26 protein-coding genes are annotated in these 24,685 nt (G+C 33.9%); 4 read left to right on the plus strand and 22 right to left on the minus strand.

The annotated features are described in order from the left end of the window. Positions 1-32: 32 nt before the first annotated feature. Genes aroA through pheS form a run of 3 tightly spaced genes read right to left on the minus strand, consistent with a single transcriptional unit; the run spans position 33 to position 4,635 of the window. Positions 33-1,316, minus strand: a complete 1,284-nt coding sequence (aroA, locus tag GJV85_RS08065; RefSeq protein WP_207560880.1) for a 3-phosphoshikimate 1-carboxyvinyltransferase — start codon at positions 1,314-1,316, stop codon at positions 33-35. Then, positions 1,313-3,646, minus strand: coding sequence for a phenylalanine--tRNA ligase subunit beta (pheT, locus tag GJV85_RS08070; protein WP_207560881.1), 2,334 nt, complete (start codon positions 3,644-3,646; stop codon positions 1,313-1,315). Before pheT ends, aroA begins: the two co-directional genes overlap by 4 nt. Further along, on the minus strand, positions 3,643-4,635 hold the full coding sequence (gene pheS, locus GJV85_RS08075) for a phenylalanine--tRNA ligase subunit alpha (RefSeq protein WP_207560882.1): 993 nt from the start codon (positions 4,633-4,635) through the stop codon (positions 3,643-3,645). Before pheS ends, pheT begins: the two co-directional genes overlap by 4 nt. Positions 4,636-4,748: 113 nt before the next feature. Between pheS and GJV85_RS08080 the strand changes: the two genes are divergently transcribed. Continuing rightward, complete coding sequence (locus tag GJV85_RS08080; protein WP_207560883.1) at positions 4,749-5,105, plus strand: histidine triad nucleotide-binding protein; 357 nt, start codon at positions 4,749-4,751, stop codon at positions 5,103-5,105. Positions 5,106-5,337: 232 nt separating this feature from the next. On the opposite strand, the gene GJV85_RS08085 is transcribed toward GJV85_RS08080, so the two are convergent. The 16 genes from GJV85_RS08085 to GJV85_RS08160 all read right to left on the minus strand — a co-directional run bounded on the left by GJV85_RS08085 (position 5,338) and on the right by GJV85_RS08160 (position 20,776). After that, positions 5,338-5,802: an OsmC family protein gene (locus tag GJV85_RS08085; RefSeq protein WP_207560884.1), complete on the minus strand. Its 465-nt coding sequence runs from the start codon at positions 5,800-5,802 to the stop codon at positions 5,338-5,340. Continuing rightward, positions 5,802-7,187: an argininosuccinate lyase gene (gene argH / locus GJV85_RS08090; protein WP_207560885.1), complete on the minus strand. Its 1,386-nt coding sequence runs from the start codon at positions 7,185-7,187 to the stop codon at positions 5,802-5,804. Before argH ends, GJV85_RS08085 begins: the two co-directional genes overlap by 1 nt. Before the next feature lie 120 nt (positions 7,188-7,307). After that, positions 7,308-7,643 (minus strand): cytochrome C, encoded by a 336-nt coding sequence (locus tag GJV85_RS08095; protein ID WP_207560886.1) that lies wholly within the window; start codon positions 7,641-7,643, stop codon positions 7,308-7,310. A gap of 92 nt (positions 7,644-7,735) precedes the next feature. Then, the gene (locus GJV85_RS08100; protein ID WP_207560887.1) at positions 7,736-9,550 is read right to left on the minus strand and encodes a menaquinone biosynthesis decarboxylase; all 1,815 of its coding nucleotides are present in this window, start codon (positions 9,548-9,550) and stop codon (positions 7,736-7,738) included. 64 nt (positions 9,551-9,614) lie between these two features. Next, positions 9,615-10,553, minus strand: coding sequence for a cache domain-containing protein (locus tag GJV85_RS08105; protein ID WP_207560888.1), 939 nt, complete (start codon positions 10,551-10,553; stop codon positions 9,615-9,617). A gap of 58 nt (positions 10,554-10,611) precedes the next feature. Next, on the minus strand, positions 10,612-11,571 hold the full coding sequence (hemC, locus tag GJV85_RS08110; RefSeq protein ID WP_207560889.1) for a hydroxymethylbilane synthase: 960 nt from the start codon (positions 11,569-11,571) through the stop codon (positions 10,612-10,614). A 12-nt stretch (positions 11,572-11,583) separates the two neighbouring features. Next, positions 11,584-12,417, minus strand: coding sequence for a DsbA family protein (locus GJV85_RS08115; RefSeq protein WP_207560890.1), 834 nt, complete (start codon positions 12,415-12,417; stop codon positions 11,584-11,586). Further along, positions 12,371-12,802, minus strand: a complete 432-nt coding sequence (locus tag GJV85_RS08120; protein WP_207560891.1) for an FxsA family protein — start codon at positions 12,800-12,802, stop codon at positions 12,371-12,373. Before GJV85_RS08120 ends, GJV85_RS08115 begins: the two co-directional genes overlap by 47 nt. Then, a complete protein-coding gene (locus tag GJV85_RS08125; RefSeq protein WP_207560892.1) occupies positions 12,803-14,506 on the minus strand; it encodes a proline--tRNA ligase in 1,704 nt (567 codons plus the stop codon). A gap of 8 nt (positions 14,507-14,514) precedes the next feature. Beyond that, the gene (gene hemA, locus GJV85_RS08130) at positions 14,515-15,756 is read right to left on the minus strand and encodes a glutamyl-tRNA reductase (protein WP_207560893.1); all 1,242 of its coding nucleotides are present in this window, start codon (positions 15,754-15,756) and stop codon (positions 14,515-14,517) included. Next, positions 15,756-16,643 (minus strand): polyprenyl synthetase family protein, encoded by an 888-nt coding sequence (locus tag GJV85_RS08135; RefSeq protein ID WP_207560894.1) that lies wholly within the window; start codon positions 16,641-16,643, stop codon positions 15,756-15,758. The genes hemA and GJV85_RS08135 overlap by 1 nt, the downstream gene beginning before the upstream one ends. 9 nt (positions 16,644-16,652) lie before the next feature. Then, on the minus strand, positions 16,653-17,069 hold the full coding sequence (locus tag GJV85_RS08140; RefSeq protein ID WP_242689771.1) for a hypothetical protein: 417 nt from the start codon (positions 17,067-17,069) through the stop codon (positions 16,653-16,655). A gap of 15 nt (positions 17,070-17,084) precedes the next feature. Further along, a complete protein-coding gene (gene argB / locus GJV85_RS08145) occupies positions 17,085-17,936 on the minus strand; it encodes an acetylglutamate kinase (RefSeq protein WP_207560895.1) in 852 nt (283 codons plus the stop codon). Then, positions 17,926-18,831, minus strand: a complete 906-nt coding sequence (locus tag GJV85_RS08150; RefSeq protein WP_207560896.1) for a tetraacyldisaccharide 4'-kinase — start codon at positions 18,829-18,831, stop codon at positions 17,926-17,928. The genes argB and GJV85_RS08150 overlap by 11 nt, the downstream gene beginning before the upstream one ends. 7 nt (positions 18,832-18,838) lie before the next feature. Then, positions 18,839-19,960 (minus strand): DegT/DnrJ/EryC1/StrS family aminotransferase, encoded by a 1,122-nt coding sequence (locus tag GJV85_RS08155; protein ID WP_207560897.1) that lies wholly within the window; start codon positions 19,958-19,960, stop codon positions 18,839-18,841. 9 nt (positions 19,961-19,969) lie between these two features. Then, positions 19,970-20,776, minus strand: coding sequence for an NAD+ synthase (locus tag GJV85_RS08160; RefSeq protein ID WP_207560898.1), 807 nt, complete (start codon positions 20,774-20,776; stop codon positions 19,970-19,972). Between the two features lie 130 nt (positions 20,777-20,906). On the opposite strand from GJV85_RS08160, the gene GJV85_RS08165 reads away from it, so the two are divergent. Continuing rightward, positions 20,907-21,194, plus strand: a complete 288-nt coding sequence (locus tag GJV85_RS08165; RefSeq protein ID WP_207560899.1) for a hypothetical protein — start codon at positions 20,907-20,909, stop codon at positions 21,192-21,194. 10 nt (positions 21,195-21,204) lie between these two features. Here GJV85_RS08165 and GJV85_RS08170 read toward each other — a convergent pair whose 3' ends face one another. After that, positions 21,205-21,990: a ferritin-like domain-containing protein gene (locus GJV85_RS08170; RefSeq protein WP_242689772.1), complete on the minus strand. Its 786-nt coding sequence runs from the start codon at positions 21,988-21,990 to the stop codon at positions 21,205-21,207. A gap of 69 nt (positions 21,991-22,059) precedes the next feature. Between GJV85_RS08170 and GJV85_RS08175 the strand changes: the two genes are divergently transcribed. Continuing rightward, on the plus strand, positions 22,060-22,653 hold the full coding sequence (locus GJV85_RS08175) for an MBL fold metallo-hydrolase (protein WP_207560901.1): 594 nt from the start codon (positions 22,060-22,062) through the stop codon (positions 22,651-22,653). A gap of 12 nt (positions 22,654-22,665) precedes the next feature. After that, positions 22,666-23,262 (plus strand): class I SAM-dependent DNA methyltransferase, encoded by a 597-nt coding sequence (locus tag GJV85_RS08180; RefSeq protein WP_207560902.1) that lies wholly within the window; start codon positions 22,666-22,668, stop codon positions 23,260-23,262. Between the two features lie 17 nt (positions 23,263-23,279). On the opposite strand, the gene GJV85_RS08185 is transcribed toward GJV85_RS08180, so the two are convergent. Together GJV85_RS08185 and cmoB are read right to left on the minus strand one after the other, a co-directional pair. After that, positions 23,280-23,762 (minus strand): PaaI family thioesterase, encoded by a 483-nt coding sequence (locus tag GJV85_RS08185; RefSeq protein ID WP_242689773.1) that lies wholly within the window; start codon positions 23,760-23,762, stop codon positions 23,280-23,282. Next, entirely contained in the window at positions 23,759-24,652 is an 894-nt protein-coding gene (gene cmoB / locus GJV85_RS08190; protein ID WP_207560903.1) for a tRNA 5-methoxyuridine(34)/uridine 5-oxyacetic acid(34) synthase CmoB, read from the minus strand. Before cmoB ends, GJV85_RS08185 begins: the two co-directional genes overlap by 4 nt. Between the last annotated feature and the right edge of the window lie 33 nt (positions 24,653-24,685).

Raw genomic sequence — 24,685 nt, forward strand, 5'->3', positions numbered from 1 at the left:
AAACTAGGTCTTTAACCTAGATTTTTTACTATTTATCTTTGTAAGTCAACTTTTGTTATTTTTTGTAATAGTTCAAAAAAGTTTGGAAAAGACGTATTAATACAATCTAAATCAGTAACTTCCATCCCGCATTTAAGACCTGCAATAATAAAACTCATAGCAATTCTATGATCACCATCACTATCTACTAAAGACTTTTGCAGTTCACCGCCAACAATTTTATATCCATCTTTATATTCATGTACTTCTATAGAACAAGAGCGAAGGCCTTCAACAACTGTTGAAATTCTATCTGACTCTTTTACTCTTAACTCTTCAGCATTTTTAACAATACTTTCACCCTCTGCACATGCCATGGCAATAGATAGAACTGGTAGTTCGTCTATAAGCCAAGAGATATTATCTTCTACAGTTATAGCTTTTAAAGGAGCATATTTAATCTGTATATTACCTATTGGTTCATATTTATTATCTGTAATTTCATAATTAATGTTAGCACCCATTTTTTCTAAAGCTTTAAAGGCTTCAATACGAGTAGGATTGAGAGTCACTCCTTCAAGAGTAATATCTGAGTTTGGCGTAATAGCAGCCGCTACGGCAAAGAAAAAAGCGCTTGATGGGTCAGCGGGCACTCTAATGTTAAGTGGTGAGAGTAGTTTTTTCATTGGCGTTATAGTACTTTTCAGACCATCTACCGCTATATCTGCACCCATGCCTTTTAACATCCGTTCTGTATGATCACGGGAAAGTTCAGGCTCAATATATGTACATACGCCATCAGCTCTTAGCGCCGCTAAAATCATACATGACTTCACTTGAGCCGATGCAATTTTACTCTCATAATTGAATGCTTTAAGTGACGCTCCACGAATACTAATAGGTGCTAAATCGCCATCAGCTCTTCCATCAAGCTTTGCACCAATATTTTTAAGAGGGAGAGTTACTCTCTTCATAGGACGGGATCTAAGATATTTATCGCCTGTTAGGACAAAGTGACCATCAGCAGAACTTAAAAGTCCACAAAACAGTCTCATTCCAGTTCCTGAATTTCCGCAGTCGAGAACTTCAGAACTCTCTTTGATACCCTCAGATGATATTTTTATTATCTTACCATCATCAACTACAGTCGCCCCTAGGTTTTTCACAATCGCTAAAGAGTTAAGTGTATCTTCTGCTCTTAAAAAGTTTTCAATTACACTCGTTCCATCTGCAAGCATCGCAAACATTACACTACGATGAGATATTGACTTATCAGGTGCTATTTCACTAATTTTTAAAGAAAAAGAGTTTGATGAAGATACAACTACTCTACTCATCTTAATCCTATCCCAAGCTCACTATTAAGTGCTTCCAATATAGTGTCCATTGATAAGCTTATATCTTCTTCTTCTAATGTTTTTTCATCTGACTGAAGTACAAAACGCAGAGATAGACTCATGTTCTCTCCTAAACTCTCATCACTGTATTTATCTACAGGGTAAAAACGAACAAGCTCTTTTGTAGCATTTTTTTCTATGACGGATTTTACTTTATCATAACTCATACTTTTTGGCATAATAACGCTCAGGTCTCTAAACGATGCCTGATATTTAGAAGTTTTCACTGCCGACTTAAGTCCATTATCAAGTTTAGAAAAGTCTATTTCACACATAAAGGTAGTATCTAAATCATACTCTTTTTCAACATTTGGATGAACTCTAAATAGCTCACCAACAACTTCTTCTTCGATTAGAATCTGTGCTGACTGATATGGATGAGAAAGGGAGTGTGAAGTTTCATATTGAACTAATGTAATATTGCCAATAATATCAGAAATTTTTTGTGTAAAATATGCAAAATCAACCTTACTTGGTTTACCAGCATTTGATAAAGATTCATCTTCTCTATCTCCGCAAAATAACATTGACAACTTTAAAGACTCATCTCTAGAAGGTGTAAATACAGAACCTAATTCAAAAAGCCTTACAGATGAATATCCATTTTTAACATTTGTAGATGCAGCTTTTAAAAGTCCTGTAAGTAATGTTGGTCTTAAAGTATCTAATGTTTGAACTATAGGGTTAAGTAGCTCAAGTTCATCTACCGTAGTCTCAAATCCAAAAGAGTTGAGAACTTTTTTCTCATCAAATACAAAGTGAATTGATTCAAAAAAACCACTTTGAGCGGCACGGTGTCTATAAGTAGAACGTTTTTTATATTCAAAATAATTATCTTCTAATCTATTCTCTTCAGTAAATACAAATGGCTTTGATGGAATATTGTCAATCCCAACCATTCTCACTATCTCTTCAACAATATCCTGTTTGTTTACAATATCATGACGGAATTGAGGAACTGAAATCACAAAATTATCAGTTGACGATTTAGATGTATTAAATCCTAAATTTTTAAGAATTTTTGAAACTACAACCTTATCAATTTTAGCACCAATAATCTCATCTATCTCCTGTTTAGTAACTATAACCACCTTCTCTTTATAAGAGTTTATAAGTTCAATGTTACCACTAAACGTAGTTGAAGAGGAGTACTTTTCGATCATATCTATACAGTATGCTAAACCACGGTCAAGTTCTGGTTCACTTCCTCTTGAAGTTTTATAAAACATTGGTCCAGAGTCTATTTTTGTTTCAGACATTTTTTTAGAGATGATATCTGGTGGGATGTAACTTGCTTCTAAAATCACAGTACCCTCAGGTTCTATAACTTTTGACTCATCATTTTGTCTAATTCCTACAACAGAAGCCACCCCGCCCATACCATTAATATTGGCATAGCCTTTATCATCTACACTCAGAGCTATTTTTGCACTTTTTTCATCTTTTTCAACAAAATAGCTATGGTTGTATGCTCTTAATATAACACCTGTACTCTGCGTTATATAAAGCAGAAGTGTTTCTACATCACAATTTCTTACTTCTTCAATCTGAGCTAGTCTTATATTTACTAATAATGGTACTTTAAAGTCTATTAAATCAATCGCTTTATAGTGTAAATTAACATCTAAGTCATTTTCATGTGACAAAGAGATAATTCTACCAATACCCCTACGTTCATCATTATCGGTTGGAGTATAGTCTTGAAGCGGTCGATCAAATGCCGCGCTTAAATCACGTGAAACACCTCTGATACTTAAACAATCACCTCTGTTTGCTGTCAGTTCTATCTCAATGAGGTCGTCATTAAAAATAGCGTTTTCATTGAGTTCCTGTCCAAGTTTATACTCACCAATACTACTATCTATTTCAAGTATACCCTTGCCTAAATCAGGAAAGCCAATTTCACTTGCAGAGCATATCATACCCTCAGAGTCTACACCACGAAGTTGAACAGGCTTTATGACCAATCCACTTGGCATTTGAGCACCTATTACAGCAACCACAACATCAAGTCCAGCTCTTACATTTGACGCGCCACATACAATTTGGCGAATACTTGAACCTATATCTACTTGACAAATATTAAGTTTATCAGCGTCAGGATGTTTTTCACACTCTAAAACTTTACCAAAAACAATTTTACTTGGAACTCTATACTCATGAATTCTATCAACTTCTAAACCGATTGAGTTTAAAGTTTTTGCAATATCATCAGTTGATAATCCACTAAGGTCTATCCATTCGCTTAACCAAGACTTTGTAACTATCATTGAAACTGCTCCAGTAACTTCATATCACCCTCAAAAAGAGAACGTAAATCTCCAATTTGGTGTATTAACATTGCAAAGCGTTCCACACCCAAACCAAATGCGTATCCACTTACATTCTCATACTTTACAGCCTCAAATACATTTGGATCAACTATTCCACAACCTAGCACTTCTAACCAGCCAGTATGCGAACATACTCGACATCCATTGCCTTTACAAAAAACGCATGAGATATCTGCTTCAGCCGAAGGCTCAGTAAAAGGGAAAAAAGAGGGGCGAAAACGAACCTTTACGTCACCAAACATATATCTTAAAAAATCTTCTAATATATATTTTAAATTTGCAAAAGAAACACTTCCTTCTTTGTCAACTAGAAGACCTTCAACTTGATGAAACATTGGCGTGTGAGTAATATCATAATCTCTACGAAAAACAGCACCAGGAGCAATCATTCTAATTGGTGGCTTATGAGACATCATAGTTCTAATTTGTACAGGTGATGTATGCGTACGAAGCATCATCTCATCTTTAAAGTAGAATGTATCTTGCATATCGCGAGCAGGATGGTACTTAGGGAGATTAAGTGCTTCAAAGTTGTTAAAATCATCTTCAACCATTTGACCAGTTTTAACTGAGAAATTCATTGATGAAAAATACTCAACTATTCTATCCATAGTTTCCATAACAGGGTGAAGTGCTCCAGCTTGACTTGAAGTACTAAACATTGAAACATCTATCGCTTCGGCTTTCATTGCTTCTTGCAGTGCTTGAGTTTGAAGAGTAATTTTTTTAGCAGTAAACTCATTCATTAGTGCTGATTTATGTGTATTTAAATCTTTTGCAATTTGAGATTTTTGCTCATTCGGAGCAGATTTCATTTTTACAAATTCGGCAGCTAAAATGCCTTTTTTTCCAAATACAGCTATGCGAATCTCTTCTAAAGTTTCTACATCTACTGCTTGATTAATTTTATCGTACCACTCTTTCAAATAGAGTCTCCATAATTGTATAAATTTGAAATATATTATAGTCAAAATTAATTTATATATAGCTTCATTAAGCTTGTACTATGATATAATTAACTAAAAATAAGGAAAACAGTATGTGTCTATTTTGTAAAATCGTAAATAAAGAAATCCCATCAAATGTAATTCTCGAAAATGACAACTTTCTAGCTTTTCATGATATTAATCCAAAAGCTCCTGTTCATATTTTAGCTATTCCTAAAATACATGTTGACAGTTTTAATGAACTAAACCCTGAGTTAATGTCTAGTATGACAGAGTTTATACAAGATATTGCTAAAGAGGTAAAAATAGATAAAAGTGGTTATAGAGTTATCACTAATGTTGGTGATAATGGTGGTCAAGAAGTTAAACACCTACACTTTCATGTTCTGGGTGGGGCTAGACTAAAATGGGGACATTTTAGTGATGCAGACCCTAAAAACAACCTCTAAACTTGAAGTAAAAAAATCGAATTTGAATGGTTAGAAAAAACTCTTTGAGTTTTCGCCCCATTCTCTTCTTTTTAAAATATTAGAGAGTTCATATGCGATAAGCATTAAAACTCCACTTGAAGATAAAACAATTGCCATTTCATACATCTACAATCCTTTATGATTATTTGAGGTATTGTAGACTCTTTTTTAGATTGCTTTAAAAAGAATGACATTTTGTCATGAAATATTATTAACTTGGACAAGCCTCAATTTCACCCATGTCAATCTTACTTCCACCACCACTTATCATTTTTTCATTTTCACGAATAAGTTTGCCATTATGTGTTATTGAGTAAGATATTGCAGTTGTATCACGGATAGTGTTTATAGTTGAGCAGTATGTCTCAAGAGATGCCATAACCCATCTTGCGGCTGTTGTATCATCTCCATCAGAATTAAAATTGTAAGTTAGATGTAAAGTATCAAATTTAGCAGGATGTGGTTCTGCACGATTCACTTCTCCATCCACAACTAAATCTGTTACAGTTTTGCCTTGATTTTTAGGTATTAAGATTATATCTGTCGCACTACATGTAATTATTCCAGATAAAAAATACTCAATAGGCGATATAGTTGGACAATCAATTATAAAACTACTCTTTGAAGTTGTAGCTTCAAACTTCATAGCCTCTTTATGTGATACTGATATTTTCATTACTTTGCTCCTTGTAAATATTTTTTAAAGTACTCTAGCTGCTCTTTTGTTCTAATTGATGCTGTTCCACCCTCTGAAGTTCTAGCATTCATTGAGTGACGGAGTCCTAAAAACTCCATTACATCTTCATTAATTCTCTCATCAATCTCTTTAAGGTATTTATATTCCATTTTAGAGAGGTCAACATTTAACTCTTCACCTTTAGCTACTGCACGCCCTGTAATAAAGTGAGCTTCACGAAATGGAATAGCACACTTCTCAACTAAATAATCAGCTAAGTCAGTAGCACTTAAGTGTCCTATAGCACATGCAGATTCCATATTTTTAGCTTTAACTTCCATAGTTTTTATAGCTTCTTTTAAGATCTCTAAAGATATTTCAGCAGTCTCAACTGCATCAAATACACCCTCTTTATCTTCTTGAGTATCTTTGTTATATGCGAGAGGCAAGCCTTTCATAACAGTTAGTAATCCCATAAGTGATCCATAAACACGACCAGTCTTTCCACGAAGAAGTTCTGGAACATCTGGATTTTTCTTTTGAGGCATGATAGAACTACCCGTAGAGTACTCATCACTTAACTCAACAAATCCAAATTCATATGATGACCACATTACTAGCTCTTCACTTAAACGCGAGATATGCATCATCATAGTTGAAATATTAAATAAAATCTCAAGTGCAAAATCTCTATCACTTACCGTATCTAAACAGTTCACACTTACACTATCAAAGCCTAAAATATCAGCTGTCATCTCTCTATCTACGTTATGTGGAGTTCCTGCAAGTGCAGCACATCCAAGTGGAGATATATTGTTTCGTTTGTATGAATCTTCAAAACGTGCAATATCGCGTTTAAACATTGAGAGGTAAGCACCTAGATGAAAAGCAAAGTTGATAGGTTGTGCATGTTGTAAGTGAGTCATTCCTGGTATAAGTGTTTCAGTATGTAAATCTGCTACTACTACTACTTCATTCATTAAGAGTTTAAGTGCATCAACTATCTCTAAATTTTTACGAAGAACATAACGTCTAAAATCCACTGCTACTTGATCATTTCTACTTCTAGCAGTATGAAGTTTCTTACCAGTATCACCGATAATAGCAGTTAAACGCTTTTCGATACCCATATGAAGATCTTCATCAGATATTTTCCACTCGAATTCACCAGATTCTATCTCATTTCTAACTTGATTTAATCCATCTACAATCTCTCGAAGTTCTTCAGTTGTTAATATGCCTTGCTTAGCAAGCATAGAAGCATGTGCTAAAGATCCTTCAATATCTTCACGATATAGTTTTCTATCATACATTATTGAAGCATTAAATTGATCTAACAAGTTTGATGCACCCGCACTAAAGCGACCTGACCACATTTTATCCATAAGGAATCTCCGATTTTAAAAAGTTTTGTATTTTAGCGAAAATAGATGATTTAACAAAGGGGTGTAGCAAATAAAGCATAATATGTAATGCTTTATTTAATAATTTAGAAAGTGATAGAGTTAGTTACAAGCAGGAACATTCCCACTATCTTTAGCATATTCAATAAGAAATTGCTTTAGATGTTTTGTCTTTTTAAAATATTTTTTACTTTTGAAATACTTATGTGACTTTTTAGCTTTTGGATTTTTTAGGTGAAGCTGAGAAAGTGGCTTGCCTTTCTTTTTCATAAGCTTTTTCCATTTTCTCATCTTATACTTGGCAACAAAATTTTGTCCAGCATCATGACACTTGATACACTGCTTTACAAAAACCCTTTGGCCCTTATATATCGCAGCATTAGAAGATGTTAAAGTAAAAACTGTTAGAGCTAAAAAAATCAATACAAGTTTTCTCATATCTATCCTTTAAAATTGATATTCTATATTACATTAGAAATTATTATAAATTCCTTATACAAGTTAAATTTAATTTGAAAATAGAAAAATAGCTATAATTGAAACTTATTATTAAGTCTTTCTTCTAAATCCCAAAGTTTTTTTGACTTTAATACTTCTACTATATGTTCTGTACAATCAACATCATCGGGCCATTCGCGCTTATATCCATCAAAAGAGTTTTTATTTGTTCCATCTATGCCAACCATTAAACCTGACACATATATATCACGTAGGGCGTCTATATTATTTGTTACACGCCATATAAGCATATAAGAGTTTAATACATCATTTTTCTTTACATCTACAAAAACTACAATTCTTAGATTTGGACTCAATGTAATTAAAGCATCAAAACATTCACGAATATTTCTTGTTTTGTTTACTGTGATAACTGTGATAGGATTTTTTGTTCTTCTCATATACTGATGAAGAGCAACAGCTTCTGGTATCAACTCTTTTATCTTTAAAAGTAACTCTGCATCTCCGAGTAAATTTGGAGCTTCAACTACATTTGCAGCAGTTGCATCTATACCTAATTTTCCCCCAACTAATGTTTCAGGTGATGAGTGGTCAAGTGCATCCAAAATTCCCTCTGTTATAAACATAGATTTTGGGGCAAACCTATTTAAAACATAAGTAGCAAATGACTCATAGTTATCAAGTTTAGGTGCATTTTCATCCACAAATATTGCATGTTTTACAAAACTCATCTGCCCTGCACCCCAAAAAGCATGCATAAACTGTTTTGCATGACCCTTATATAGAGGCTGCATTTTTGCAAGTATAAGATTATGAAAACCCGCATTTTCTGGCATATGATAGTCTAGCAAATCAGGTGTAGTAGTTTTTAAAAGAGGAAAAAATATCTTTCCAGTAGCCCAACCCATATACTTATCTTCAAGCGGTGGCTTACCTACAACTGTTGCTAGAAAAGTTCTATCTTTTTTCATACTAATTGCACTTACATTCATTACAGGGTACTGTTCTTCTAGAGTATAGTAACCTGTATGATCTCCAAATGGACCTTCCACTCTTAACTGTTCAGTATCCACCCAACCTTCAATTACATAATCAACATCATTAGGAATATAGAGGGGTGTAGTTAAGGACTTAACAAGCTTTGCAGGTGTTTTTGTAATAAGGCCATACATTAGTAACTCATTAACACCATAAGGTAGAGGAGCAGTTGCACACCAAGTATATAGTGGATTACCTCCAATAGCAACACTCACCGGCATTTTTTTTCCAGCTTTTTGGTATTGGTCAAAAAAATGTGAACTATCTTTATGAATCTGCCAGTGCATTCCAAGATGATTCTTATCATAGACTTGAAGTCTATACATACCAAGATTTACCATTTCACCATCAAGACTTTGAGTATATACTTGACCCATGGTAATAAAGGGACCACCATCTTGCTCCCAAGTTGTGAGGACAGGTATTTTTGTTAGATCTACTTCGTCATCTAGGTATTTAATCTCTTGACAAGCACCTTCTCCTTTAAGCTTTTTAGGGAAAATATTTTTTAAAGAGAAAAGTTCACCCGCCATTGATATCTTATTCATAAAACCTGAAGGTGGTTTCATATGAAGTAATTTAGTAATCTCATCAGCAACTGATTCTATAGAACGACCAAAAAGCAACTCGCAGCGTTTATAAGATCCAAAGATATTCATTAAAACAGGTTCTTCAAACTTTTTATCATTTTTTTTATCTACTACATTTGTAAAAAGAAGTGCTTTACCTCCATCTTTTTTCTTTACTTCTGCATAAGCTAGGTGAGGAATTTCTAGATATATATCTAATTCATCTTCTATTATTCTTATTTCATCATTTTCTTTTAAAAGGTTTATAGTTTTTTTCATGCATCCAACTCAATAATTTTCGCGATTGTAGCATATAATGACTAAGTCTATAAAAAATCTAACTTTATTTTTTGTTCATAAAGTACATCAATAAAAGAATCAAGAGCATAATTACAAATCCAAATAGAGATGACAACATTATAGTATTTTTGTCATTCTCAATAAGTTCATTAACTTTTTTACTCGGTATAGCTAATAAATGCATTCCTACAATATTATTATTAACATCAATAATATCTTTATATACAAACATATACATGTTGCTAAAATAGAATTTGTTACTTCTAAGTATATTAAAATCTATTTTCCTTGACTCTTCTAAAAAGTCCTTATTAAAATATTTTGATGAAACTTTATAATTTTCCATATCTGGTGACGTAGTAAGATACTTTGCAATATTAAGATATGACTTATCCATCAATAACAAGTATTGATTTCCATGCTTTTCAAACTGTGCAGGCACCTGATTAAATTGTTGAATAAACTCTATTGATCCAAGATATACACCATCATCTTCAATCGGGAGTAATGTTCTCAAAGTAAGCCCAATACGTCCAATTTCAAATGCAAAAACAGATTCTTTTGTATCATGTACTTTTACAACTGTTTTCCTAAAGCCACTTAAATCATCTCCATACTTATTAAGTTTCCAGTGTCTAATAAAAGATTTCATATCAGCAGTGTGAATATGGATCTTTAAGTTTTTTATGTTAGTTTTAGCTTTATATTCAGCTACTATTTTATTCAACTCTTTTATGGCGATGCTTCTATCATGCTTTTTTAATGAGTTTATGATTTTAGGATTTTCAGAGATAGTGGTTAAAACTACAAAACCTATATCTTGTGCATACCTCTCTTCAATTTGAAGATCATTTAATAAGTTAGATGAAAACTTTGATATAGCATTGTCATAAGCACTAGTAATACTCTTTTGTGCAAAAAAAACTATGACGATACTTAAGAGTATAAAGGTGATGAGTATGAGGATATTTCTCAGTAGCATGGGATTCCAAATATTAAATTTTGAGAATCTTAGCTTAAGAGTGTAAAGAAAGTATAAATTATAATCTTTGTGGCATTTCTTCTTTAAAGGCAGTTTTTTCTGCATTTATCAGTAGTTCTAAAGCTCCATTATCTATCATTTTTTTTGCAAGTTCATTACCTAAATCTTGACTCTCATCTATAGCTCTAATGACTTTTTCTTGCATAATATTTGTACCATTAGGAAAACCTAACATGGTTCTAAAAACTATATTATTACCATCAATTACTGCGTTACATGCAACAGGAGCAGAACATCCAGCTCCTATCTTAGAGATAAAGTCGCGTTCAATTTGTGTGCATATAAATGTATTTTCATCTTTTAAACTATTCGCAATCTCACGAATCTTTTCATTACCAGTTACTATTTCTATTCCAAGAGCTGCTTGTCCCATAGGAGGGATCATCATATCTAGGGAGAGCTTATCTGTGTATGGAATATCTTTTAAAAGGTCAAGGCGATTAAGACCTATCCAAGCTAAAATAATTGCATCATATTGGCCTTCACTCAACTTTCGAAGTCTCGTATTTACATTACCTCTTAAATCTTTAACCTTTAAATCAGGTCTTTTTTTTAGAAGTTGCATACGACGTCTTAGACTTGTTGTTCCAACTACTGCATCCTGTGGCAACTCATCTAAAGATGCATATTTATGAGATAAAAAGACATCGCTTTGATCTTGTCTTTTTGTTACTGCAACAAGTTCTAACCCTTCAGGTATATATGTAGGAACATCTTTTAAACTATGTACTGCAATATCAGCGTTTCCAGCTAACATCTCATCTTCAAGTTCTTTAGTAAAGTGACCTTTACCACCAATTAATGCCAGTGGTTTATCTAAAACTTTATCACCATTACTTACTATCTTATTTAACTCGACACTAACCTCAGGATAACTCGTTTCTATTCTATCTTTTATATGATAAGCTTGCCAAAGTGCTAGTTGTGATGTTCTTGTTGCTATTGTTAATTTTGTCATTAATTATATTCTTTATTTTACAGTTTGGTATTTTTTCTTTGTTTTATCTACTTTGTCATCAAAGTAAACTGTTGGCGTTCCAGCAACCATTACACTATTAGCAACATCTAAATCAAACTTTACCTGTTCTTCTATCTCTTTAGGAAGTAAATCTTCAGGTTTAATATTACTTCCAACTGCTTTGTTAAAAGCTGCTAAAACTTTTTTAATGTCTTTTTCGTTGGAATCAATCTTGATGTTGTACATCTTAAGTACTACATCTTTAAAACCTTTATGTTCAGCTGCTACTGCTGCTCTAACTATAGGCACTGCTGCTGGGTGTAAACGCGGGAGAGGAAAGTGATAGTAGTATATAGCAAACTTTTCAGGTCTTTTTTTCATCTCTTCTATCGCTTTTGGAACAAAACTTCTGCAAAATGGGCATAAAGGGTCTGAAAAAATTGCAACTCTATGCTCAGCATCTACATTTCCATAGATAAGATTTTCTTTTGAATAGTATGCTGGCTTAAAATTTGGTTTTACAAGGTCAGCTAAATTTTCACCTGAGTTCATACTTGTAAGTTCTTTTGTGATGATATCACCATTTGAAAACCAGATCATTTTTTGCTTTATGAGGTTCTTTGGATCTTTTTTTATAACTGCTTCAACATCAACTATATAAGCATTCCATCCTTTTAAATTCTCAAGTGCTTTTACTTCATCAACTGCAACTTTAACAGATTTTAGATTTGGATTATCTCCAAATTCATCACTTAAGTAATCTTCAACTTTTTTACTTGTTGTAGTCGCGTTTGCAAAACTACTTAATAGAAGGGTTATCGCTAATAATTTCAACATCAATGACATCTGAATCCTTTTTTATATTATATTGTTCTTTATAAGAACTGTTACACTTTCCTGATTTTACATTATATCGGTTAACAATTAGACTTGTAAAAGTACTCAACTGCATTAAAAGACCTAAAATATCCGTTAAAAAACCAGGTACGATTAAAAGTATAGCTCCAAATAGAGTAAAGAGGTTTAACCTTTGAAATTGCTCAAGATCAATACAGTTATAAGAGACTGCCGTCATATTTTCAACTAATGTTTTTCTAAAATTGATAAGTATGGAGATACCAATAAATGCACTCAGAAGTATCTCAGCAAATGTCAGTACTCCACCTAGATAGGAGGAAATTTCTACAGATATGACTACTTCTAAGAAAAAATATACTAAAAAGTATATCATCTATATCATCTCCATCACTTTAGCAAAAACTTCATCTATGTTTGCAGCAGTTTTTTCAGTTGTTTTTCTATCGTAAATTTGAACTTGTCCATTTGCCAACTCTTTTCCAACGATAACAGTGTATGGAAAACCTATAAGCTCAGCATCTTTCATCTTAAATCCAAATCTATCTTTTCTATCATCTATCATCACTTCAACACCAGACTCTTGTAGTTTAGAGTACAGCTCTTCTCCTACTCTCATCTGCTCTTCATCTTTTATATTTGAAACCATGACGTTAACCATATATGGAGCTGTCGCTTTACTCCAGATACAACCATTCTCATCATGATGTTGCTCTACAACGGAAGCCACTAAACGCGAGACTCCCATTCCATAAGTTCCCATGATAAAAGGCTGTGCTTTTCCATTTTCATCTAAGTACTCCGCTTTTAAAGCCTTAGAGTAAGTAGTCCCGAGTTTAAAGATATGTCCAACTTCAATTCCCTTAGTAAAAGAGAGTTTTCCATCACAACAAGGACATCCGTCACCCTCATTCACTTCAGCGATATCAAAATAGTACGCAACTTCATCAATAACGCTTAAATCAACTCCAACAAAGTGATAATCAAGCTCATTAGCTCCACATATCATATTTTTTGCAGCTTTTAAGTCACTATCAATCACATGCTTTGCTTTTAGCTGATCAAGTGGACCAATAAAACCTGGAGTTAAACCTATAGATTTTAGCTCCTCTTCACTTGCATCTGTTATATCAAGAGCTTCAGTTGCGTTAAGAGCCTTAACCTCTTGGAGATTATCACATCCACGTAAGAAAAAAAGTACTATCTCCTCTGAGTCTTCATATATAAGTTTTTTAGCAACACATTTTATAGTGTAATAAGAGTCTATTTTAAAAAACTCACTAAGTTCGTCTATACTTTTAATATTTGGCGTTTGAAATTTGTTAAATTCCGCCTCAGGAGCTTCAGGAATATTAGTTCTTGATGAACGACTTGCCGCTTCTATATTTGCACCATATTCACACTCTGAACAAATTGCGATTGTATCTTCGCCACTATCAGCTATAACCATTAACTCTTTACTGCCACTTCCACCAATAGCTCCACTATCCGCTTCAACTACTCTATAATCAAGTCCTAAACGTGTAAGTATCTTTTTATAAGCCGCCTCAATAGTCTCAAATTCTCTATTTAAGTCTTCGTCTGAAGAGTGAAAAGAGTAGCCATCTTTCATAGTAAATTCACGTCCACGCATAAGACCAAAACGCGGTCTTGCTTCATCACGGAACTTTGTTTTAATCTGATAAAGATTAAGTGGTAAGTTTTTATACGAAGTAACGCGATTGCGTACCATGTCTACCATCATCTCTTCATGCGTTGGTCCAAGTAAAAAAAGATTCTCTTTTCTATCTTTAAAACGCAGAAGTTCTTTACCAAACTTCTCTATACGTCCTGACTCTTCCCAAAGTGCTGCAGGCGTAACAAAACTAAGTTCAACTTCTTGTGCCCCTACTTTATGCATCTCTTCATGTATAATGTTTTCTATTTTTTTCATAACTCGCTTAGCTAAAGGCATGTAGTTATAAAGCCCGCTTGCGTTTTGTGATATAAAGCCACCACGAGATAAAAATATATGACTAGCTAGTTGTGCATCAGATGGTGCTTCTTTAGATGTTGGTATAAATGCCTTACTTCTTCTCATTATAGTCCTTAATTATTTTCTTTTATTATTGCTGACATCGCACCGCTTAAGAGCTCAGTTTGTGCATCTTGGGATGAGTTTCTCATACTTGCTGTCATATTGTGTAAAAATCTTTTTAATGTCTGTTCACATAGTTTAAGTGCTTCTTCTTCATACTCTTTTGGAATATATCCATTTTTTATAGCCCGAGTACTCTCTTCTTTAGCTGCAATATTTGCACGTTGGTATATCTCTTTTATTATTTGCTCTGTGTCTTGAGTATTTAACCACTCAAAAAACTCTACAATTCCTCGACCAATAATTCCATGAGCCACTCTAGAAGCATGCTCCCGTGAACTCATATTTTCATCAACAATTATTTTTAAATCATCAATAACATAAAGATGAATTCTCTCACCTTTATTATAGTTAATATCACGAGGTAGTGCTAAATCAAACCAGTATCTATCAAAGTCTCTTGCATTTATAATCGAATCAGTGATAATGGGTTCACTAGAAGACGTTGCTGTAAAAAGTATTTCAAAATCATTTACCGCACTTGCTAATTCTTCAAAATTTATAACCTTACATTTACACTCTAACGCGAGAGCTTCTGCCTTATGTTTTGTTCTATTCATTATGTAAACATCTGCACCAGCATTTACTAAATGTTTTGCTGTAATTTCAGACATTTCGCCTGTCCCAATTACAAGAGCTTTTTTACCACTTATATCATCAACTAATGACTTCAACTTTGCAACAGCTACACTCGCCATTGAAACAGGTTTGGAAGATATGTCTGTAGAGTTTCTGACCTTTGCAGCACATTTAAACGCTGATTTCATTGCACGAGCAAGTTTTTTAGAACAAAACTGATTATCATAAGAGAGTCTAAAAGCATCTTTTAGCTGTCCAACTATCTGTGTTTCACCTATAACCATAGAATCAAGTGACGCAGCCACGCTAAAAAGATGGTGAATTGCGCTACTATCATCAAAAACATCTGCACGCCCTTCTAGCTCTTCTATACTTATGCCCGATCGATTACTTAGCATGTTAAATATATGTTCGGTAGCTCCTGGAATATCACTACAATTACATAACACTTCCATTCTATTACAAGTTGAGATTAGTATTGCTTCACTGATATGAGTAGATGATAAAAGACGCTCAAGGCACTTTTTTTTATCATCATCATCTTTGTGTGAGAGTTTTTCTCTTATCTGCATAGTTGAGTTTTTATGTGTGAAACTTATATTTAGATAGTGCATTAATAACTTCTCTTAATCATAGTTTCTAAAATACCTACTAACTCTTTATCATCACTTACTGCAACTTGTGCTTCATTCGATAATTGTTGTGCTAATTCAAAAGATTTTTCTATCGTTTTATTCTCTTGCATCTTTGTTTTTATCCACTCCATTTCTGAAGCAGATATATTTTTTGCATGTGACGATTTAAGTCTTTGTGACTCCTCACGATTTAGCACCTTGTCTAAGTAGATATATGGCAGAGTACATTTACCTTCTACAAAGTCATTCATTGCAGGTTTTCCTAAAGTTTTCTCATCTGAAGTGATATCTAAGATATCATCTATTATCTGAAAAGATAGACCTAGATTTTTTCCATAAAGTGCATGTTTTTGGACGTCTTTATCTACAAGTATTGCACTTGCTTTTGCCGCCGCTTCGATTAGCGTTGCAGTTTTTAAATAGAGCATATTGAGATATTTTTCTTCGTCAGTGTTAAATGACTCTGCCATCTTCACATCCATCATTTCACCTTTTGAAAGTGCGGTAACTGAAGATGATATAACTCTAGCGATCTCTTTATCAAACGCCACAAGTTCGGTAAATGCTTTTGAGTAAAGAACATCCCCAAGCATAATAGACATTTTACTTCCTTCAGTCGCGTTTACTGAGGCTACACCACGTCTTGTCATTGCATCATCTATAACATCGTCATGTAAAAGCGACGCACCATGAATCAACTCAACTATAGCTGCTAAAAGTGGCGCGTCTTTATGTTCACCCGCAATTTTTAAAATTAATTTTGCACGTAAGCGTTTGCCACCACTAAGCATACTAAAGAGTTTAGTAACCTCATCGTAATCTATCTCTTTTATTAACCTTGTTAACTCTTCTTCTACTCTTTGCATTGTCTCACTTTAATTATTTTTCAAATCTTGTAAATTTATCTGAGACTCTCTATCAGATAAAAAAAGCTCAAAAGTTGCACTATCTTTTTGTATATCAAACTCTTTAAACTTTACCAGCAGGTATGGAGTCTCATAAGAGTGTGCTCCTTTTGCTTTGAGGTAAACTTTAAAACTTTGATTTGTATTATTTAAATAAAGGATATTTTGTGCAACTCTTTTATTATAAGAGCGAAGCACTACTAGGCCTTCATTAGTGTAGAGCGTCCATCGGAATTTAAACTCTTTTGTATAATTGGCATATTTTACAAGAATTTTCTTTTGCTCATCCTTTTGCAAGGATATTTCTCGCCTCTCTTGGTAGTCATTTGAGAGTAAAGGAGTAAAACAGACAAACAAAAGAGTTAAAAATTGTAAAATATATTTCAAGAATTATATCACTTATTACTTAACGATTTGCGTTCCAACACCCTCGGACGTGAAAAGTTCGAGAAGCATTGAGTGTTCTAGCCTTCCATCAATGATATGTGCTTTTTGAACCCCACCGTCGATAGCTTCAAGACAAGCGTCCACTTTTGGAACCATACCACCATGGATTGTTCCATCAGCTTTTAGTGCCTCTACCTCACCTTTAGTAAGCGTTGAGTAAAGTACTTTGTCTTTATTTAAAACGCCCTCTGTATCCGTTAAGAAGATTATCTTGTTTGCCCCTATGGCTTTTGCAACATATGAAGCACACAAGTCTGCGTTTATATTAAACCCTGGATGGCCCATCTCCTCACCCGCTGCAATTGGTGCAATAACGGGGATAAAACTCTCATGAATAAGATTATTTACCACATCTGCTTTAACATTTGTAATATTTCCAGTAAGACCCCATCTTGAGAAATCTTTTGCCTCTGCCGTAATAAAATGAGCGTCTTTGCCACTTATACCTATAGCCTTCGCTCCATGAGAGTTAAGCAGTGAGACTATCTCTTTATTTATCTCTCCACTTAAAATCATCTCAGCTATTCTCATAACCTCTTTGGTTGTTACGCGCTGACCATCTATAAACTTTGTATCTATCTTTAAAGCGTCAAGCATATCTGTAATTTTTTGACCACCACCATGAATGATAACTGGTTTAATGCCCACAAGGTACATCAGCAAAATATCTTCAGCGAACTTCTCTTTTAACTCAGGAGAAGTTTGTGCTGAACCACCATACTTTATAACTACTATCTCTTTTCTAAACTCTTTTATAAATGGAAGAGCGTCAAGAAGTGTCTTTACCGTTTCAATTTTAGCTTTCAATATACGTTCCTATAATTTCAAATACTTTTTTATCTACTTCCATATGCATATCTAGTAGCGATAGAGGAAGTCCAAATGATTCAACTTTTACAAAATCTTTATAAGTTACCAAAAGAGAGTCTGAATTATCTCTTTGTAGTATCTCTTCTAATTCATTTTTTTTAAATGAGTGATGATCTTCAAAGTAGTTTTTACTCACAACATTAGGTAGATAGCTATCCAAACGCCGTGGTCTTGCTATAGCTGTTAAAAGCGACATTTTATCACATCTATCTTTAAGCTCGACTACCCTTTTAAAATCAACGCCATCTTTGAGGATTATCGCTCTTTTTTCTTTCCATAACCTCTCTCTATAAGGACCTGAGGGTAGGCATCTTCTATTTTTAGACTCTACTTCTATTAGGAAGTCTAATTTATTTATATCATGCTTAGAGTATGCATCATCTAAAAAGAGAATCTTTGCACCCATCTCTTTAGCTTTTTGTATGGCAATCTTTCTATCTTCACTCACTATAACAATAGCATTTGATACTTTTTTAGCGTATATCATCGCTTCATCGCCACTTACATTTACATCACACAAAATGTTTGAGCCATCACTTACGATATGTAGACCTTTTGAGTCTCGTCCATACCCACGAAGTACAATTGCACTCTTTTCGTATCTTTGGGCCAATGCACTCACTAGCGGTGTTTTTCCACTACCACCTACATTTAAGTTCCCTACACTAATAACCTTGAGACCAAAATCTTCAGCATTTTTACTCTTAAAACGCAAGTACATTAAAAAACAGTAGAGATAACTCAGTGGTAAAAAAAGAAGGGAGAGAAGTTTTTGCAAAAAGCTTGGGCTGTAGAAATACTCTTCAACCCAAAAAACAAAAGATTTTTTCAATATCTTATTAGACTCTTGTTTTAGCTATTTTTTTAATTTTATCAATAACACTTTTTACTTCAGCATCACTCATCGTTGGATAGATTGGAAGTGAGAGTATCTGCTGATATGAGCGAAGCGCTACTGGAAAGTCATTTACACGCAGTGAATACTTTGTCTTGTAGTAAGAGAGTAAATGTAGTGGTATATAATGAAGACCAGTTCCAACGCCAGCATCACGTAAGCCAACTGCAAAAGAGTCACGATTTTTGTCTATCTTGATGATATACAGAGAAAATGGGTTCTCTTCATTATCCATATCTGGAGTAGTTACATGATCAACGTTTTCTAGACCTTTAGTATAGGCCTTAGCTATCTCTTGGTGTCTTTTTATAGTCTCATCTTGCTCGACTATTAATGCACGGATATACGCTGCGTTTAATTCACTTAAAGAGTAATCATTTCCAATATCTACAACGTCGTAAATATACTCTAAAGCATCATCATCTCTTACGATTGCATGATTAGATAAAAGCTTAGCTCTCTCTATGATTACGTCATCATTTGTAACAAGCATACCCCCATTACAGATATTTTTCTTCAGATGTGGAGAGAAGTTAAAACATACTATATCAGCACCTGTAGAGCCTATGCGTTTACCTTTATATGTAGCACCAAGTGCATCACTTGCATCTTCAACTATTCTTACATTATAGATACTAGCCATAGAGTAAACACGATCTAGGTCTACTGTTACACCACCTAAATGGGTAATGATTACCGCTTTTAGTTTTTTTGTTTTATTATCTTCAAGATAGCTTTCTAACTTATCTAAGTTTATGTTGTAGCTTCCCTCTTGAATATCTATAAAAACAGGTTCTGCATCAAAATGACGTACTACTTCAGGAACGCTAGGGTGAGAGTTTACACAACAAACCACTTTGTCCCCGCGTTTCAGATCAAGTGCGATCATTGCAAGATGAAGTGCTGATGTACCATGAGAGGTTGCAAGTGTATAGTCAGCACCAACATACTCTGCAAACTCACGCTCTAACTCTTCAACTTGACTTATCTCTTCTCCATCTAGTGAATCACTCACATTTGAGTGCGCATCACGAGAACTTTCATATCTATTAAATGGTATATTCATAATAATTCCTTATAAAGTTATATCCCTAGGATAATTAAAATCATGGTTTAGGGTTCTAGATGTTAGTTTCGCTATTACTGGCATTTTTCTTTTAAAATGGTTGCGAAATATTCTACTTATAATCATATCTAACATTTTTGCTTCTACACCCTTTGCTACTATCTCATCACGAGACAACCTATCTTCAACGTAGAGCTTCATTGCGCTATCAAGCTGTGCATATGTATACCCTAAATCTGCTTCATCACTTTGACCATCCCATAAATCAGCAGATGGTGGCTTTTTAATAATACTCTTACTCACTCCAAGGTAGCGTGCGAGTTCAAAAACTTCACTTTTATAAAGATCACCTATAGGGTTGAGTGCACTAGAGAGATCCCCATAAAGAGTTCCGTATCCAAGCATAAGTTCACTTTTGTTACTTGTACCCAAAACTAAAGCATTCTCACGAGCGGAGATGTCAAACAGAGTAGACATTCTCATACGAGATGAAAAATTCCCTTTTCTAAGGTTATCTAAGTCTGGATTCATCTCTTCATAAACTTTTAACATTGGCTCAATAGAAGCTGTCTCAGATTTCATCTTAAAATCTCTACACAACTCATCCGCATCATCAATTGAACTCTGTGAAGAGTAATGAGATGGCATTTTTACACATAAAAGGTCATCACCAAAAACTCTATGAGCTAACACAGCAACAACAGCAGAATCAAGTCCACCACTAAGTCCAACTACAACTTTTTTAATACCAGTCTTTTTGACTTCATTGTCTAAAAAATACTCTAAGTAGCTAGAAATTTGCGAATATTTACTCATAAAAAACTTGAACCTTTAAAATTTATTAACAAAAATGATTATATCTAAATTTGGCAACAAATAAGACTTTAAGTAAATTAGGACAATAATTTAATTATTACTTTATAATAGATAATTTCAGGAAACCATTATGTCTTTACATCATTTAACTTTTTTAATTATTTTACTTTTTATCACACTAAACTTATCTGCTAATTCTCCTGAGGCCAAAGAGCTATTTAACAAGGCTGAATGTATGTCTTGCCATGAGAGTATAGACTTTTCGCATAAAAAAGATAAGGTAAATAGTTTTAAAAAACTTCACACAAGTGTAGAAGCTTGTGTTATTAACAACGAAGTAGAGTGGTTTGATGATGAGACACTTGATGTTACAGAGTATCTAAATAAAAAGTATTACTTTTTTAAAAGTAAAGAGTAATACTCTTACTTTAACAGACCTCTTTTTTAGCCATAAAATTTAGCTCTTTACAACTAAATCCCGCTTCTTTTCTTGCTTGCATATTTAAATTTTTTGCTCTTAGAAATCCTTGTGGGTAGTACTTGTCAATAATCTCAAAATAGACATCACTCTGTACACCCTCTTGTTGGCAAGCATAGTTAAACCAATCATCCCCTTTTTTTACATGATCAACCTCTTCATCTAAAATCGTGTTTAAAACTCTCATCATTTTTTCTATCATCTCACTTTTAGGAAGCTTCTTTAACTTTGTCAGTATCATGGGTGTTGCATCTAAGCCATTGGCTTCAAGGTAACGCGGAACTACTGCCATACGTTCCAAAAGTGTCTGTGTTCTTTGACTCGCTTCAAAAAGAGCATCATGTACTTCTATATCACCATAGCTACTATCTAACTCATGCAGAAGCTCTTCTAACATCAAAAAGTGCCTTATCTCATCTGCAGCAACTTTTAACCAGTCATCATAGTACTTTTTAGGAAGTCCAAAAAATCTATATGCCCCATCGATTGCCAAATCTATTGCAGAGTACTCAATATGTGCTATAGCATGAATGAGAACTACTTGACCTTCTCTAACAGTAAGATTACTTCGTTTAGGTACGTCTTGAGGAGGAACGACTCTACAAATGCCACTATATGATGGTGTGCTAAACTCTTTAGCAGTGAAGCTGCTTTCAAACGCAACACTACCCTCATTATAAGCTGTGTAAAAATTATCAAACATTTCTATTTTTTTATTTGGGCTTTTTTCTTCCAATATTAATTCTAATTCTTTATAAAAATTCATAAGCTAATAATGCTATAATCGCACTAAAAAAGAGATTATATGCAGATAAAAGTTCAACCTATGGGGATTTATCAAACTAACTGTTACATTGCTACCATTGATGGTAAAGATTTTATCATTGATCCTGGTGTAGATGCCACAGAGTGGGTAAAACAAAATGTTACAAATCCAGTAGCTATTTTAAATACACATGGTCACTTTGATCATGTATGGTCAAATGATGAACTTCAAAATCAACTTGGCATAAAACTATACACTCCAAAAGGGGATGTGCCCTTACTTGTTGATAGCTCTTGGATGCCAGACCTTCCACCATCTGTTCCAGATGTGATTGTAGTTGGTGATGAAGAGTTAGATTTTGATGGTGTAAAGGTCAAGTACCGTCATTTTCCAGGACATTGCCCAGGATGTTCTACTATAGAGATAGGTGATGCGATGTTTAGTGGAGATTTTATATTTGAGCGAAGCATAGGTAGAACTGACTTTCCACTGTCATCTCCACAAGACATGAAAAAATCTCTTGAGAAGTTTAAACTGCTTGATTTTGACAAGACAATTTACCCTGGTCATGGAAACACTACAACTATAAAGCAAGAACAAAAACATGCAGATTATTGGATTAATAGTCTATAAAGAAGGAAATTTATGAAAGATCATTTTGAAGAAAAATCAAAGACTTGGGATAAAGGCGACGTTCAAGTAAATGGTGCAAAAAAAATTGCAAACGCCATTAGAGAGAACATTAATCTCACAACTGAAATGGATATTTTAGATTTTGGCGTTGGAACGGGTCTACTTGGATTTGAAATAGCAAAATCTGTCAAGAAAGTTTACGGTGTAGATATGTCTCTTAGTATGCTAAAAAAACTAGAAGAGAAAAATACTCCAGAGCTTAGCATTGAAGCTGTATGTCAAGACATAGTAAAAGAGCCTCTAGATCAGACTTTTCATGGAATAGTTAGCTCTATGACTCTTCATCATGTAGAAAACCTTGAAGGATTTTTTAAATCTATCTATAATAATATAGAAGAGAATGGCTTTATTGCCATCGCTGATTTAGAAAAAGAGGATGGAACTTTTCACTCAGATAATACAGGAGTATTTCACTTTGGTTTTCATGAAAAAGAACTTTGTCAAGCCGTAGAAACTGCTGGCTTTAAAAATATAGCCTTTAAAAATATAAACACTATCAACAAACCTCACAGAGATTTTGGAGTTTTTTTAATAACAGCACAGAAGTAAAAAGAGATAAATACTCTCTACTTCTTCTCGCCCTCTTCATCTAAAAGTTTTAACCTTAGCACGTGCCTCTCTGTGACAACAGTTTTAAACTCTCCCTCAAACACTTTAATATCTAAAACAAAAGCTTCTACGTGAACGTTTCGTTTTTTTCCCTCTTTATGACGAACGCGAGCAATAAACTTCACTTCATCATGAAGCTTTACAGGAGAGAGAAACTGACACTCACTTCCGACTAAAACAACATTTCTCTCATTTACAGCAAGCATAGCAGCATAATCTGCACCAGAAAAGATAAAACCTCCATGAATAAGCCCTACATCATCAGCAACCATCTCATAAGTAGTACTCAGTCTTGTCTCTACATACCCTTTTTCCATAAGCAGTACTTCACCACTGAGATTCTGTTCTATCTTCTCATGTGTTCGTATACTAACTTCATTTTCATTCTCTTCACTCTCAAAATCTAATGCATCATTTTCGTTTTGTTCTTCTTCTATCAACTTTTATCCTTTATTAATCTTACATATACTCTCGCAGGAGCTGGGTAGCCCTCTACAGTTTTACTACTATCATTTGGATCTAAAAAATCCTCTAAGGACTGTCCTTCTATCCAAGAAGTCTTTCTTTGCTCATTTGCTTGTGTAACTGAAGTCTCAAGTACTTCAAACTCACAAAATCCAGCACGTAGACACCAGTTTTTCAGAGCTTTTATAGTTGGAACAAAGTAGATGTTTGGTATTTTAGAGTAACTTGACTCTGGACACAGACACATCTCATCATCACCTTCAATATAAAAAGTATCAAGTATTACTTCACCTTTTTTATCAAGACCCTTAAACAACTGTTTAAGCATTGCAACAGGGTCACTTCTGTGATACAAAACACCAAGACAGAAGATAGTATCAAACTTCTCTTCATAAAACTCAAGATGTTCAACACCAAGAAGCTCATAAACTATATTGCTTTTTACAAAATGATTTATAAAATCAAACTGTGTTTTATATAAAGGAGATGGATCAAAGCCCACTAAGGACTTTGGAGAATCCTCTTGCATACGAAACATATAGTAACCATTGTTACATCCTATATCGGCCACTCGTTTATCTTTTAAATTAAAGTGTGGTCTAAGAAGATTATATTTTATATTACTCTGCCACTCTGTATCAATGAAGGTCTCACCAATTAGAAACGGCCCTTTTCTCCAAGGCATAAGAAGTTTTGCACTCTCATATATAGCATTATCATCAAAATTTGCACTTATTTTTACAATATCTGAGAGTTCAACTTTACACTCTAACTCAGGTAAAGCATCTACTACCTCGCGCAGTGGAGCGATGTTTTTCCATCTCATCCATTTTTCTCTATCTTTTCTTAGTTCGTCTAGGTTCATTTTAATCACTATGATATATTTATTTTAATATAA

It is taken from the genome of Sulfurimonas aquatica, from assembly GCF_017357825.1.
GTDB lineage: Bacteria > Campylobacterota > Campylobacteria > Campylobacterales > Sulfurimonadaceae > Sulfurimonas > Sulfurimonas aquatica.